The organism is Streptomyces sp. NPDC053493, assembly GCF_044544825.1.
Taxonomy (GTDB): Bacteria; Actinomycetota; Actinomycetes; order Streptomycetales; family Streptomycetaceae; genus Streptomyces.
Map to the genome: position 1 here is coordinate 1 of NZ_JBITXS010000011.1, position 12898 is coordinate 12898.

Genomic DNA, 12898 nt, shown 5'->3' on the forward strand with positions numbered 1-12898 from the left:
GTGTGCGGTGAAGCCTAGACACCTCCACCACACCGGAGGTCTTCGCCATGATCAAGACCCGCGACTGTCAACAACGCTCGTGATCAATACACCTAGGGCGCGCCGAGGCGGTCGGCCTGGGCCTCGGCCGCGGCGAGGACGCCGTCGAGGAGACCGGGGAAGAGCGCGTCGAGGTCGTCGCGGCGGAGCATGTTCAGCTTGGCGGTGCCCCGGTAGAGCTGCCGCACGACGCCGCTCTCGCGCAGTACGCGGAAGTGGTGCGTACTGGTCGACTTGGTCACCGGCAGGTCGAAGTACGAGCAGCTGAAGGCGTCCGCGCCGCCGCGGGCCATGGCGCGCACGATGCGCAGCCGTACCGGGTCCGAGAGCGCGTGCAGCACGGCTTCGAGGCGGATCTCCTCGCGCGCGGGGTGGTCCAGGACCCGGGCGTTGGTCGCGGTCGTCACGGCGGCGGCTCCACGGCTCTCGGGGATGATGCGCACCATTGTACGAGAAGCCTCGTAGTTTGACAGTCGCCGTACTACGATGGGTATCGTACGAGTGCCCCGGCAGCCAGCCCCCGGCAGCACCTGTCACGCCGAAAAACGGAGTCCGCCATGAGCGCCGCCCTGTTCGAGCCCCTCACCCTCCGGTCCGTCACCTTCCCCCACCGCGTCTGGATGGCACCGATGTGCCAGTACTCGGCGGAGCCGACGGGACCGGGCGCGGGCGCGGCGCGCGACTGGCACTTCGCGCACTACGCGGCCCGCGCGACCGGTGGGGCCGGACTGATCCTCCTGGAGGCGACCGCCGTCGCGCCCGAGGGCCGGATCAGCCCGTACGACCTCGGCATCTGGGACGACGCGCACATCGAGGGGCTGCGCCGGATCACCGGCTTCCTGACCGCGCACGGCACCGTGCCGGGCATCCAGATCGGCCATGCCGGCCGCAAGGCCGCCACCCGGCGCCCCTGGGAGGGCAGCGGGCCCGTCGACCCCGACTCCGGGCTGTCCTGGCAGCCGGTCGGTCCCAGCCCGGTCGCCTACGACGAGCGGCACGTCGAGCCGGCCGAGCTGACGGTCGAGCAGATCCGTGAGATCACGGGGCAGTTCGTGGACGCGGCGCGGCGGGCCCTCGCGGCCGGCTTCCGGGTCCTGGAGGTGCACGGCGCCCACGGCTACCTGCTCGGCCAGTTCCTCTCCCCGTACAGCAACCGGCGCACCGACGCGTACGGCGGCTCGTTCGAGAACCGTACGCGCCTGGCCCTGGAGGTCGTCGACGCCGTGCGCGCCGTGTGGCCCGAGGAACTGCCCCTCTTCTTCCGCGTCTCGGCCACCGACTGGCTCGAGGAGCAGGGCTGGACGGCGGACGAGACCGTGCGCCTGGCCGCCCTGCTGCGCGCGCACGGCGTCGACCTGCTCGACGTGTCCACCGGCGGCAACGGCGGCCCCGCCCGCATCCCGGTGGGCCCGGGCTATCAGGTGCCCTTCGCCGCCCGCGTGCGCGAGGAGACCGGGCTGCCCGTGGCGGCCGTGGGTCTGATCACCGAGAGCGAGCAGGCCGAGAAGATCGTCGCGAACGGCGAGGCGGACGCCGTCCTGCTCGGCCGCGAGCTGCTGCGCGACCCGTCCTGGCCGCGCCGCGCGGCCCGCGAACTGGGCGCCGAGGTCGCCGTCCCGCCCCAGTACGCGCGCGCCCACTGAGCCCGCAACACGCCTCCCACCTGCGGCGCAGCCGCCTCCGGGGGCCGTTGTCAGTGGTCGGGTGCAGACTGGCCCGTATCTGAGACAACGGCGTCCTGGAGGTGTCGGCATGACCGACGTGCTACTGACCGTGGGCACCCGCAAGGGTCTGTTCGTCGGCCGCGGGCGAGACGGCCGGTGGGAGTTCGACGACGAGCCGTACTTCAACGCGCAGGCGATCTATTCGGTCGCGATCGACCGGCGTCGGACCACGCCCAGGATCCTCGTCGGCGGGGACAGTTCGCACTGGGGGCCCTCGGTCTTCCACTCCGACGACCTGGGCCGGACCTGGACGGAGCCGAGCAGACCGGCGGTCCGGTTCCCGCAGGACACCGGCGCCTCCCTGGAGCGGGTCTGGCAGCTGCACCCGGCGCCCGCGCACTCCCCCGACGTCGTGTACGCGGGGACGGAGCCGGCCGCGCTCTTCCGGTCCACCGACGGCGGCGAGTCCTTCGAGCTGGTGCGCCCGCTGTGGGAGCACCCGACGCGCGACCGGTGGGTGCCCGGCGGTGGTGGCGAGGCGGTGCACACCGTCGTCACCGACGCCCGCGACCCGGACACGGTGGCGGTCGCCGTGTCGACCGCGGGCGTCTTCCGCTCGCGCGACGGCGGCGCGAGCTGGGCGCCCGCCAATCAGGGCGTGTCGGCGGTCTTCCTGCCCGACCCGAACCCGGAGTTCGGGCAGTGCGTGCACAAGGTCGCCCAGGACGCCGGCGACCTCGACCGGCTCTATCTGCAGAACCACTGGGGCGTCTTCCGCAGCGACGACGGAGGCGGCCGGTGGACCGACATCGGTGACGGGCTGCCCTCCGACTTCGGCTTCGCCGTCGCCGCCCACCCGCACCGGCCGGACACCGCCTACCTCTTCCCGCTCAACGCCGACTCCGACCGTGTGCCCGCCGGCCGGCGCTGCCGCGTCTACCGGACCACCGACGCGGGCGCCAGCTGGGAGCCGCTCTCCAAGGGGCTTCCCGAGGGCGACCATTACGGCACGGTGCTGCGGGACGCGCTGTGCACGGACGACGGCGACCCGGCCGGCGTCTACTTCGGCAACCGCAACGGCGAGGTGTACGCGAGCGCGGACGACGGGGACAGCTGGCAGCTGCTCGCCGAGCACCTGCCGGACGTGCTGTGCGTCAGAGCGGCGGTGATCGGCTGAAGCCGGGCGGGCCCGCGGCCGGACGGGAGTGCCGCGGTGCGCCAGTAGAGTGACGGCGTGGCAGCACGACCGTTGAACGAAATCGTCGAGGCCGGGTGGGCGCACGCGCTCGCGCCGGTGGCCGAACGCATCGCCGCGATGGGCGACTTCCTCCGGCAGGAGATCGCCGCCGGGCGGACCTACCTGCCGGCGGGAGCGAACGTCCTGCGGGCGTTCCAGCAGCCCTTCGACGAGGTGCGGGTCCTCATCGTCGGCCAGGACCCCTATCCGACGCCCGGCCACGCCGTGGGCCTGAGCTTCTCCGTGGCGCCGGACGTGCGTCCGCTGCCGCCGAGCCTGGAGAACATCTTCCGGGAGATGAACACCGACCTGGGCCTCCCGCGGCCCTCGAACGGCGATCTGACGCCGTGGACCCGGCAGGGCGTCCTGCTGCTCAACAGGGCGCTCACCACGGCGCCGCGCCGGCCGGGCGCGCACCGGGACAAGGGCTGGGAGGCCGTCACGGAGCAGGCGATCCGGGCGCTCGCCGCGCGCGGCAAGCCGCTGGTGTCCGTGCTGTGGGGCCGGGACGCCCGCAATCTGCGGCCGCTGCTCGGCAATCTGCCGGCCATCGAGTCCTCGCATCCCTCGCCCATGTCCGCCGACCGCGGCTTCTTCGGCTCCCGGCCGTTCAGCCGCACCAACGAACTGCTGCTGCGCCAGGGCGCCCAGCCCGTGGACTGGCAGCTGCCGTGACGGCCGCGCCCGGACGGGACCTCGTCGTCGGTGTCGACTCCGGCGGCTCGGGCCTGCGGATCGCGCTCGCGCGGGCCGAGGACGGCCGGGTCCTGGAGACGGTCACCTCGCGCGAGCCGGTGCCGACCGGCGCCGGCGGGATCGACGCCGGGCACCTGCTGGAGCGGCTGCTGCCCGCGGTCGACGCGATGGCGCACGACGGCCGGGACCGGGGCGGCGAGCGGATCGTCGCGGTCGCCGTGGGCGCGGCCGGGATGGCGACGCTCGGCGACCGGTTGCGGGCCGAGCTGCCCGGCGGGCTCGAACGGGCCTGGGGCGTACGGCGGCTCGCGCTGGCGGCCGACGCCGTCACCGCGTACGCCGGAGCGCTCGGTCAGCGGCCGGGCGTGGTCGTCGCGGGCGGCACCGGTCTGATCGCGCTCGGCACCGACCTGTCCGGCTGGCGCCGGGCGGACGGCTGGGGCCATCTGCTCGGCGACTGCGGCAGCGGCGCCTGGATCGGCCGGGCGGGCCTGGAGGCCGCGATGCGGGCGTACGACGGGCGGCGCGGCGGCTCGGCGCCCTTGCTCGCGCGCGCCGAGGAACTCTTCGGCCCCGCGGCCGGGTTGCCGGCGGCGCTCTACCCGCGCACCGACCGGCCGGCGGTCCTCGCCTCGTTCGCGCCGGAGGTGGCCGGCCGTGCCGTCGCCGGCGACCCGGTGGCGGCGGACATCCTGCGGCGGGCGGCCCGCCATGTCGCGGAGGCCGCCGCGGCCGCCTGTCCCACCGGCGCCCCGGCCGAAGTGGCGCTGACCGGCGGCCTGTTCGCGATGGGCGAGCCGCTGCTCGGGCCGCTGCGCGAGGAACTCGCCCTGCTGCTGCCGGACGCACGGGAGGTGCCGGCGGCGGGAGATCCGACGGCCGGGGCGGTGGCGATCGCGGTCGCGCTCGCGCAGGAAGGGCTCCGTCTGCCGGAGGATCCCCGCCTGCTCCAAGTCACCAGGTAAACGGCGGTTCCCGGCCAGTTCGGACATAGCGGGGCAGACGTCGCTCGACCGCACCTCAGCGCACGGGACGGCGGGCGAAACCAGTAGCATGCGGCGCCATGAGCTCCCCCACTGGGCCCACTCCCGGCCTGCCCGTACGAATGCCGCGACCCCGACAGTCCGGACGGCACCGTCGCCCTGAACCCGTGGTGGCGCCCGAGGGCGCGGCGGCACTGGTTCTCGCCGTCCCCGGCGTGCCGTCGGCCGCCATACGCTCGCTGGCCGAAGAGGTCGTGAGCATCGCCCGCTCCGAGCTGCCCGGCCTGGAGGCCGTGATCGGCTGGCTGGACGGCGACGACGCCGAGTACCCGACCCTCACGTCGGTGCTGACGCGGGCCTCGGCCCTGCGCACCGAGCGGTACGAGATCGCCGTGGCCGCGGGCCGCGAGGTCGCCGCCCCGGAGGGTCCGGCGGCAGTCGTGGTCCCGCTGCTCGCGGGTCCCGACAGCGCGCTGACCCGGCAGATCCGCCAGGCCGTCATGGACGCCGGCAACAACGCCGAGCTGACCGACGTGCTCGGCCCGCACCCGCTGCTCGCCGAGGCGCTGCACGTGCGGCTCTCCGAGGCCGGTCTGGCCCGTGCCGACCGCGCCCGGCTGTTCACGGTCGCCACGGCGGCCGACGGCATCATCCTGGCCACGGTCGGCGGCGAGGAGGCGGTGCAGGCCGCCGGGATCACCGGCATGCTGCTGGCGGCCCGGCTCGCGGTGCCGGTGATGGCCGCGGCGCTGGACCAGGAGGGTTCGATCACCGCGATCGCCGAGCAGCTGCGCGGCGCGGGTTCGGAGCAGCTGGCGCTCGCCCCGTACCTGATCGGTCCCGAGCTGGCCGAGGGGCTGCTGGACGCGGCGGCGAAGGAGGCGGGCTGCGCGGCGGCCGAGGCGCTGGGCGCGTACCCGGCGATCGGCCGGCTGGTGCTCTCGCAGTACATGGCGGCGCTCGGCATCGCCCCGCAGCAGGGTTCGCCGGTGCACTGAGTGCGCCGAGGTCGTCTCGACCGCGTGACCGTGACGGGAAGGGCCCGCACCGGAGGAATCCGGTGCGGGCCCTTCCCGTACACGGTCCCGTACACGTCACACGCCTCGTGCGTCGGGCGCGCGGTCAGCCGAAGACGACGCAGGAGGCGGCCGGTGCCGGGATCGCGCCGACGCGCTCGGGCAGGCCGGTCGCCGGGTCGAGCGAGAACCAGGTGACGTCGCCGGAGCGCTCGTTCGCCGCGTAGAGGTGCCGCCCGGTGGGGCCGAGGGCGAGGTCGCGCGGCCAGTGGCCGCCGCAGGGCACCGAGGCGGTCAGCCGGGCCGTGGCGCCGGACGCGTCGAGGGCGAGGACGGCGAGGGTGTCGCCGCCGCGTACGGCGGCCCACAGGAAACGCCCGCCGGGGTCGGCGACGATCTCGGACGGGTACTGCGGGCCGGTGGCGCCGTCGGGCACGACGGGCGTCTCGCCGAGCGGCGTGAGGACGCCGCCGGCGGCGTCCCAGCGGCACACGGTGAGCGTGGGCTCCAGCTCGTTGAGGACGTAGGCGTGGGTGCCGGCCGGGTGGAAGGCGAGGTGGCGCGGTCCGGTGCCGGGCCGCAGCGCGGTCGTCGCGTGCGGGCTCAGGGCGCCCGTGGCGGGATCGAGGGCGGTGACGGTCACGGAGTCGGTGCCGAGGTCGACGGCGAGGACCCAGCGGCCGCTCGGGTCGGGCAGGACCTGGTGGGCGTGCGGGGCGCTCTGGCGGTCGGCGACGGGACCGGAGCCCTCGTGGCGCACCCGGCCGGAGACGGCGCCGGGCCCGCCGTCGGCGGTGAGGGACACGGCGGTGACGCTGCCGGAGGTGTAGTTCGCGGTGAGGACGTGCCCGGCGACGACGGCGAGGTGGGTGGGACCGGCCGCGTCGAGGGCCACGGGCGGGCCGAGCGGGCGGGGCGCGGGGCCGGTGACGTCGAAGGCGGCGACGGCGCCCTGCTCGGTCTCGGAGACGGCGTAGAGGACGGCTCCGCCGCCGTGACCGCCGAGCGCGAGGAAGGAGGGATCGGCGACCGCGTCGCTCGACCCGGTGACGGTGAGCGCGCCGCTCGCCGGGTCCAGCTCGGCGGTCATCACTCCTCGGCCGCCCGCCGACGTGAACGAGCCGACGAACGCCCGCGTCCGTGTGCCATCCACAGTGCTCACAGCGCCTCCCCTGTCCGGTGACCGGGCCGGCCCGGCGGACCGGCCGTTCTCCGGGCCGACGTTAGCAGGCGCGGTCTAGACCAGGTGAGACTCCGGGAGCTCCATGGAGAGGCGGGGAGACCCGGAGAGGTCAGGCGGCGGGCGCGAGCGGCGCGCGCGGAGAGGTGCGCAGCGGCGTCGCCAGGGCGACGAGGGCCTGCTCCAGGCTGTGCAGATGGGTCAGGGCCGCCTCTGCGCCCGGGTGGTGGGAGGGAAGGTCGTGCGGCAGGTCCGGCGTGGCGGCGGGCTGCGGCACGGCCGCGGTGTCCGCCACGGCTCCGAGGTCCGGCGCGGCCGGCTGCGGGCGGCGCGGCGGGACGGCGGCCGGGACCAGGGCGTGCACGGCGGCCTCGACGCGCCAGGCGGCCGCCACGAGGCGGGCGTCGTGCGAGGCGTCGGGATCGGCGGCGACGGCGGCCAGGCCGCGGATCTCGCGGGCGCAGTCGTCGAGCAGCGCGAGCACCCGGCGGGCCCGGGCCTTGCGGGCGCGCAGCGGGCTGAGCGGGTGGACCAGCGGAGCCAGGGTGAGGCGCGCGCGGGCCAGGAGCAGGTCGAGGTCGGCGGCGTGCCGGGCCGGATCGGCCTCGGGGGCGCCGGCGAGGCGCCGGGCGGCCGCGGTGGTGCAGGCGTGCACGCAGGTCACGGCCCGCTGGATCCAGGCGTTGGTGGCCGCGTGGGTGGTGATCGGCAGCAGGGCGACGCCGACGGCCGCGCCGAGGGCGCCGGCCGCGGTCTCCTCGAAGCGGAGCAGCAGCAGGCCGGGGTGCAGGACGCCCATGAGCCCGTACAGCAGTCCCGCCATGACGGTCACGAAGAACATCATCCAGCTGTACGAGAGCGGCGCGGTGTAGAAGATGCCGAAGACGCAGACGGCGACGAGGGCGGCCGTCGGGGCCGGGGCGCCGCCGAGCGGCAGGGCGACGAACAGTCCGGCGGCGATGCCGGTGACGGTGCCGACCACCCGGCGAAAGCCCCGGACGAGCGTCTCGCCGCGCGAGGCGGTGTTGACGAAGATCCACCAGGCGGTGCCGACGGCCCAGTACCAGCGCTCGTGGGACACGATCTGGCCGGCGGCGAGCGCGATGGCACAGGCGGCGGTGGCCTGGAAGGCCTGCCGGGTGGTGGGCCGGTGCAGGCCGGTGCCGGGCAGCGGCTCGGGGGCGGCGGGCGGCGGCACCCGCCGCTCGACGCACCAGAGGACGAAGCGGACCGTGCCGACCGTGCCCAGGGCGAGCAGCACGGCGGCGTACAGCTCGGGCAGCTGGGCCGGCAGCGCGTGCAGGAACTGGGTGACGAAGAACTGCATGAAGGCGAAGATGCCGAGGGCGTGGCCGCGCGGTCCCCAGCGCCGCGCGTACACGCCGGCGAACACGACGAGCAGCCAGGCGGCGTCGCGCAGCGCGGGCGCGCCGTGCAGGGCGGTCGCGAGCGCGAGGACGGGGAAGCCGGCGAGCGGCAGCAGGGCGGTGGTGACCGCCTGGCGGCGCACGGTGGGGTCGCCGACGGTGAAGAGCGCGAGGAGCGCGGCGAGGCCGGCCGTGATGGAGGCGGTCAGCGAGAGCCCGGCCAGCTCGGCCACGGCGACGGAGAGGCCGACGCCGAGGACGGCGCGGCTCGCGATCCGCAGCCGCACCTTGCCCGGGTCGGGCGCGACGCACATGCGCCGCAGGATGCCGGTCGTCACCGCAAGGCTCTTCTTCACGACGGTCACTCCGCCCCCGCTGTCGTACACACACCCTCTTCGTCGTCGTACGCCGTCCGGACATGGCGATGGCGCCGCGGGTCCGGATCCCGGCCACCTCGCCGGTCCGGCGCGTGCGCGGCGCCATCTGTCCAACTCTGTTCAAGAGGAAAGCACTCTTCCACCCACTGGCTCAACCGACGACCGATGAGCTGGGCCATTGGTACAGTGGATGACAGGAAGGCCCAGCCAGAAGGAGGCCAACGGACCATGGCGGTGGACGAGCTCGACACCCGCATCCTCCGGCTCCTCATCGAGCAGCCGCGGACCAGCGTGCGCGAGTACGCGCGGATCCTGGGCGTGGCCCGGGGCACCGTGCAGGCGCGGATCGACCGGCTCGAACGGGACGGGGTGATCACGGCCACCGGCCCCGTCCTGTCCCCCGCCGCCCTCGGGCACCCGGTGCTCGCGTTCGTGCACATCGAGGTGACCCAGGGCCATCTGGACGAGGTCGGCGACGCGCTCGCCACCGTCCCGGAGATCGTGGAAGCGTTCTCGATCACCGGCGGCGGCGACCTGCTGACGCGAGTGGTAGCGCGGGACGCGGGGCATCTGGAGGACGTGATCCAGCGCCTGATCCAGCTGCCCGGGGTGGTCCGCACCCGGACCGAGATCGCGCTCCGCGAGCGGGTCCCGCACCGGCTGCTGCCGCTGGTCGAGGCGGTGGGACGCGGCGCGGGCTGAGGCGGGACCTGGACGGGCGGGACTCCGTGGCCGGCGGCGGGCCGCGGGACGGGCGACCGCTGCCGCCGGGTCGGGCGAAATCCCGTGGCCGGGGCGGGAGTTCTGTGCAAGGGTGCGGGGCGCACCGATCCTCTGGCCTGGAGCGTCTCATGCCCCTTCCGTCCCGCCTCGTCCCTCTCCTCGAGCAGTTCGACTTCGCGCGCGAGCGACTGGTGAACCGGCTCACCGGACCCGTGGTGAACAGCGGAAACGGCACGGACGTCCCCGTCGGACCGATGACCGACGAGGAGTACCGGTGGGAGCCGGTGCCGGGCTGCTGGTCGGTACGGCGTCACGAGGACGGGCCGGGCCCGCGCGCCACGCTCCTGGTCGGAGCCGGCGACTGGGGCCGGGACACGACGCCTCCGCCGCACCCGGACCCGGCGCCGTTCACGACGATCGCCTGGCGCCTGAACCACCTCGTCGAGATGTTCGCGCTGCGCACCGAGTACACGACGGGCGACCGTCGGCTCACCCGGGACGACGTTCCGGGTCGTGGTGACGCCGCCTCGGCCGTCGCCGACCTCGAGGAGGCGACGCACGGCTGGCGCAAGACGCTGCTCGCGGTCACCGACGCCGACCTGGACACGGTGGGCCTGAGCACCTACCCGTACGGCAGCGACGCCGAGAACCCGTTCCTCGACATCGTCTGGTGGATGAACCAGGAGCTGCTCCACCACGGCGCGGAGATCGCCCTGCTCAGGGACCTGTACCGGGCGCGCGGCGAAGGCCGCTGACGCTGCGGGGCGACGGTCCCGCGTGGGAAAATGGGACATGTCCATCCTCGCGCACGCAAGGAGGCGACATGTCCAGGATCAACGCCTCCGTCGACATCTCCCGTCGCCCGGAGGAGGTCTTCCGTTATCTGACGAACCCCGAGCACCTGCCGGAGTGGCAGAAGAGTGCGGTCAGGGTCCGCCGGATCAGCGGGGCGCCGGGCCAGGCCGGGGAGAAGGTCAGGGTGACCCGGCACATGGGGCGGCGTGATTTCGACACGGACGTGGAGCTCACCAAGGTGGACCCGCCGCGCAGCTGGCACGTGCACGGCACCGAGGGGCCCGTCCGTCCCGACCTCGAGGGCACCGTCGAGCCGCTCGACGGCGGCCGGCGCTCGCGGGTGACGTTCTCGCTCGACTTCGAGGGCCATGGGATGGGGAAGGTGCTCGTCCCGCTGGTCGTCAAGCCGGGCATCCGCAAGGAGATGGCCCGCGACGAGCAGACCCTGAAGGAGATTCTCGAGCGCGGCGCCACCGGCTGACGTCGGTCCCTGCCCTGCTCCCTCCCTCGGGGCGTCAGTCCTTCTTCGTACGGGCGATCAGCATCGCCACGTCGTCCTGCGCCGGGCCCTCGGGGAGCCCGGCCAGGACCTCGTCGCACAGCTCGTCCAGCGGCCGGTCCATGTTCCGCAGTGCCCGGGCGAGCCGGGCCATGCCCTGGTCGAGATCGCGGTCCCGGGACTCGATGAGGCCGTCGGTGTAGAGGACGAGCAGCCCACCGGCCGGGAGCGCGACCTCCTCGGTGCCGAACGCGTGGGCTCCGGTGCCCAGCGGCGTGCCGGGCGGGCCGTCGAGGAAGCTGATGTCTCCGTCGGGCGTGACGACGGCGGGCGGCGGGTGCCCCGCCCGGGCGATGGTCCACACCTCCGTGGCCGGGTCGTGCACCGCGTACACGCAGGTGGCCATCTCGTCCTCGCCCAGGTCGGCGATGACGGCGTCCAGGGAGCTCAGCATGCGCTCGGGTGCGATGTCGTGTCGGGCCAGGGTGCGGACGGCGGTGCGCAGCTGCCCCATGACGGCCGCCGCGTGGATGCCGTGGCCCATGACGTCACCGATGACCAGGCCGGTGCGGCCGCCCGGCAGTGCGACCACGTCGAACCAGTCGCCGCCGACGTCGTGGTCGCTGGCCGGCAGATAGCGGCCGGTGAGCTCCAGGCCGGTGACATCGGGCAGGGCGTTGTTGGTGAGGCTGCGCTGGAGGGTGCGGGCGGCCTGCCGCTGGGTGGTGTAGAGGCGCGCGTTGTCGATGTTGAGCGCGGCGCGGGACACCACGTCGTTGATCAGGACCCGGTCCTCCTCGTCGAAGGGTTCGCGGGTGCGCAGCCGGGTCACCGAGACCGTACCGAGCACCTTGCCGCGGGCGACCAGCGGGATCAGCCGGGCCGAGCCGATGCGGGTGGCGAGATAGCGACGCAGGGCCTCGAGCCGCGGGTCGCGGATGAGGGCGGGGATGTCGCCGACGGTCAGGTCCATGGCGCGGGCCTCGGTGATGACCTCCTCGTACACCGAGTCCAGCGGGATCTGGAAGGTCTGGCCGACGGCGAGGAGGGCGGTGGGCGCGGTCGGGTCGGGGAAGCGGACGGCGAGGCGGCGCAGCACGCCGCGGGTGGCGGCGGTGGACTCGTCGGGGTCGAGGACGGATTCGAGGAGCTGGACGTCGGCGGAGTCGGCGAGCTGGGGCACCAGGAAGCTCGCCACCTCCTCCGCGGTCTGCCGCAGGTCGAGGGTGGTGCCGATGCGTTCGCCGGCCTCGGCGAGGAGGGCGAAGCGGTGCCGGGCGCGTTCGACCTCGATGTGGGCCTGCTGGCTCTCGGTGATGTCGATGAGGGAGGCGATGATGCCGAGAGGGCGGCCGCCGTGGTCGAGGAGCGGTGCGTAGGAGTTGGACCAGATGTGGTCGTGGTCGGGGTCGGCGGGCGTACGGCCGGCCCGGCGGGCGTCGACGACGGCGACGCCCGTGTCGAGGACGCGCCGCATGAGGGCTTCGAGGGCGCCGGCGTTGACGCCGGGCACGACCTCGGTGAGGCGTCGGCCCACGTGGGCGGAGGGCGGCATGCCGTTCATCCGGGCGAGGGCGTCGTTGACGCGGACGAAGCGCAGGTCGGGGCCGAGGGTGGCGAGGCCGATCGGCGACTGGGTGAAGAGGGACTCGAGGGCGGCGAGCGAGTCGCGCATCTTCAGGACCTGCGAGGTCTCGAAGGCGATCAGCATGGCGCCGGGCCGGCCCTCCGGATCGGCGGCGGGCACGATCCACATCTCCATGGCGATGGAGTGGCCGTCGCGGTGCCGGACGGGCAGGGTGCCGACGACGGTCTCGCCGGCCTGGACCTGGCGGGTCAGGCGTTCGGCCAGCTCCCGGTTGGCGTCGGGCACGAGGAGCGGGGTGGCGAGCCGGCCGATGACGTCCTCGGCGCGGTGTCCGAGCAGGTCCTGCGCGGCCAGCGACCACTCGACGATGCGGCCGTGCGCGTCCTCGCGCCACAGCGCGATCGGCAACAGGTCGTTGAGCACGCCCGCGTAACCGACGGCCGCCCGGGGCGGCTGCGGAACCCTGCTCGGCGACTGGTGAGTGTCCAACGCATCGACCTACGCATCGGCCGGGCCCCGTGGGGCGAAATCCCGCGATTCCTATCGAATCACCCTATATGAGACGTCAGGGGTGGGCGCTGCGCGGATCGGCCGGGCGTGAACTTCCGAGGGCGGCGATACGGGCCCGAGGGCGCCCGTACGGGCCCGGCGGCGCCGGTACGGACGTGCGGGCAGGGCGTACGGGACGTGTGGGGCGGCCGCGTGGGGCCGGGCGCGGAGGCCGGGCCGGCGCG

The 12898-nt window shown here is 74.7% G+C and carries 12 protein-coding genes; 8 read left to right on the top strand and 4 right to left on the bottom strand.

From position 1 onward, the window contains the following. Positions 1–92: 92 nt before the first annotated feature. Positions 93–446 carry an ArsR/SmtB family transcription factor gene (locus ACIGO8_RS27065; RefSeq protein WP_399735855.1) on the bottom strand — a complete coding sequence of 118 codons (354 nt, stop codon included), beginning with the start codon at positions 444–446 and terminating at the stop codon, positions 93–95. 150 nt (positions 447–596) lie between these two features. Here ACIGO8_RS27065 and ACIGO8_RS27070 point away from each other — a divergent pair, with 150 nt between their 5' ends. From ACIGO8_RS27070 to ACIGO8_RS27090, 5 genes are all read left to right on the top strand, one after another. Next, positions 597–1682 (top strand): NADH:flavin oxidoreductase/NADH oxidase, encoded by a 1086-nt coding sequence (locus ACIGO8_RS27070; RefSeq protein ID WP_399735858.1) that lies wholly within the window; start codon positions 597–599, stop codon positions 1680–1682. Between the two features lie 109 nt (positions 1683–1791). Further along, entirely contained in the window at positions 1792–2880 is a 1089-nt protein-coding gene (locus tag ACIGO8_RS27075) for a WD40/YVTN/BNR-like repeat-containing protein (protein WP_399735861.1), read from the top strand. A 57-nt stretch (positions 2881–2937) separates the two neighbouring features. Then, positions 2938–3615, top strand: a complete 678-nt coding sequence (locus tag ACIGO8_RS27080; RefSeq protein WP_399735864.1) for a uracil-DNA glycosylase — start codon at positions 2938–2940, stop codon at positions 3613–3615. After that, positions 3612–4601 carry an N-acetylglucosamine kinase gene (locus tag ACIGO8_RS27085; RefSeq protein WP_399735867.1) on the top strand — a complete coding sequence of 330 codons (990 nt, stop codon included), beginning with the start codon at positions 3612–3614 and terminating at the stop codon, positions 4599–4601. The genes ACIGO8_RS27080 and ACIGO8_RS27085 overlap by 4 nt, the downstream gene beginning before the upstream one ends. Positions 4602–4699: 98 nt before the next feature. After that, entirely contained in the window at positions 4700–5617 is a 918-nt protein-coding gene (locus tag ACIGO8_RS27090; protein WP_399735869.1) for a hypothetical protein, read from the top strand. Positions 5618–5741: 124 nt separating this feature from the next. On the opposite strand, the gene ACIGO8_RS27095 is transcribed toward ACIGO8_RS27090, so the two are convergent. Continuing rightward, complete coding sequence (locus ACIGO8_RS27095; protein ID WP_399736408.1) at positions 5742–6788, bottom strand: lactonase family protein; 1047 nt, start codon at positions 6786–6788, stop codon at positions 5742–5744. Between the two features lie 139 nt (positions 6789–6927). Continuing rightward, entirely contained in the window at positions 6928–8496 is a 1569-nt protein-coding gene (locus tag ACIGO8_RS27100) for an FUSC family protein (protein WP_399736410.1), read from the bottom strand. A 291-nt stretch (positions 8497–8787) separates the two neighbouring features. Between ACIGO8_RS27100 and ACIGO8_RS27105 the strand changes: the two genes are divergently transcribed. The 3 genes from ACIGO8_RS27105 to ACIGO8_RS27115 all read left to right on the top strand — a co-directional run bounded on the left by ACIGO8_RS27105 (position 8788) and on the right by ACIGO8_RS27115 (position 10558). Beyond that, a complete protein-coding gene (locus tag ACIGO8_RS27105; protein WP_399735871.1) occupies positions 8788–9261 on the top strand; it encodes an Lrp/AsnC family transcriptional regulator in 474 nt (157 codons plus the stop codon). A gap of 149 nt (positions 9262–9410) precedes the next feature. After that, complete coding sequence (locus tag ACIGO8_RS27110; RefSeq protein WP_399735874.1) at positions 9411–10037, top strand: DinB family protein; 627 nt, start codon at positions 9411–9413, stop codon at positions 10035–10037. 68 nt (positions 10038–10105) lie between these two features. Continuing rightward, on the top strand, positions 10106–10558 hold the full coding sequence (locus ACIGO8_RS27115) for an SRPBCC family protein (protein WP_399735876.1): 453 nt from the start codon (positions 10106–10108) through the stop codon (positions 10556–10558). Between the two features lie 34 nt (positions 10559–10592). Here the strand turns inward: ACIGO8_RS27115 and ACIGO8_RS27120 are convergent, their stop codons facing one another. After that, positions 10593–12653, bottom strand: coding sequence for a SpoIIE family protein phosphatase (locus ACIGO8_RS27120; protein ID WP_399735879.1), 2061 nt, complete (start codon positions 12651–12653; stop codon positions 10593–10595). Positions 12654–12898: the final 245 nt, after the last annotated feature.

Excerpts from the sequence above, each read along its gene's own strand:
- ACIGO8_RS27110 (WP_399735874.1), top strand. The coding sequence starts at position 9,411 with ATGCCCCTTCCGTCCCGCCTCGTCCCTCTCCTCGAGCAGTTCGACTTC.
- ACIGO8_RS27105 (WP_399735871.1), top strand. The coding sequence starts at position 8,788 with ATGGCGGTGGACGAGCTCGACACCCGCATCCTCCGGCTCCTCATCGAG.
- ACIGO8_RS27090 (WP_399735869.1), top strand. The coding sequence starts at position 4,700 with ATGAGCTCCCCCACTGGGCCCACTCCCGGCCTGCCCGTACGAATGCCG.
- ACIGO8_RS27115 (WP_399735876.1), top strand. The coding sequence starts at position 10,106 with ATGTCCAGGATCAACGCCTCCGTCGACATCTCCCGTCGCCCGGAGGAG.
- ACIGO8_RS27100 (WP_399736410.1), bottom strand. The coding sequence starts at position 8,496 with ATGTGCGTCGCGCCCGACCCGGGCAAGGTGCGGCTGCGGATCGCGAGC.
- ACIGO8_RS27075 (WP_399735861.1), top strand. The coding sequence starts at position 1,792 with ATGACCGACGTGCTACTGACCGTGGGCACCCGCAAGGGTCTGTTCGTC.
- ACIGO8_RS27070 (WP_399735858.1), top strand. The coding sequence starts at position 597 with ATGAGCGCCGCCCTGTTCGAGCCCCTCACCCTCCGGTCCGTCACCTTC.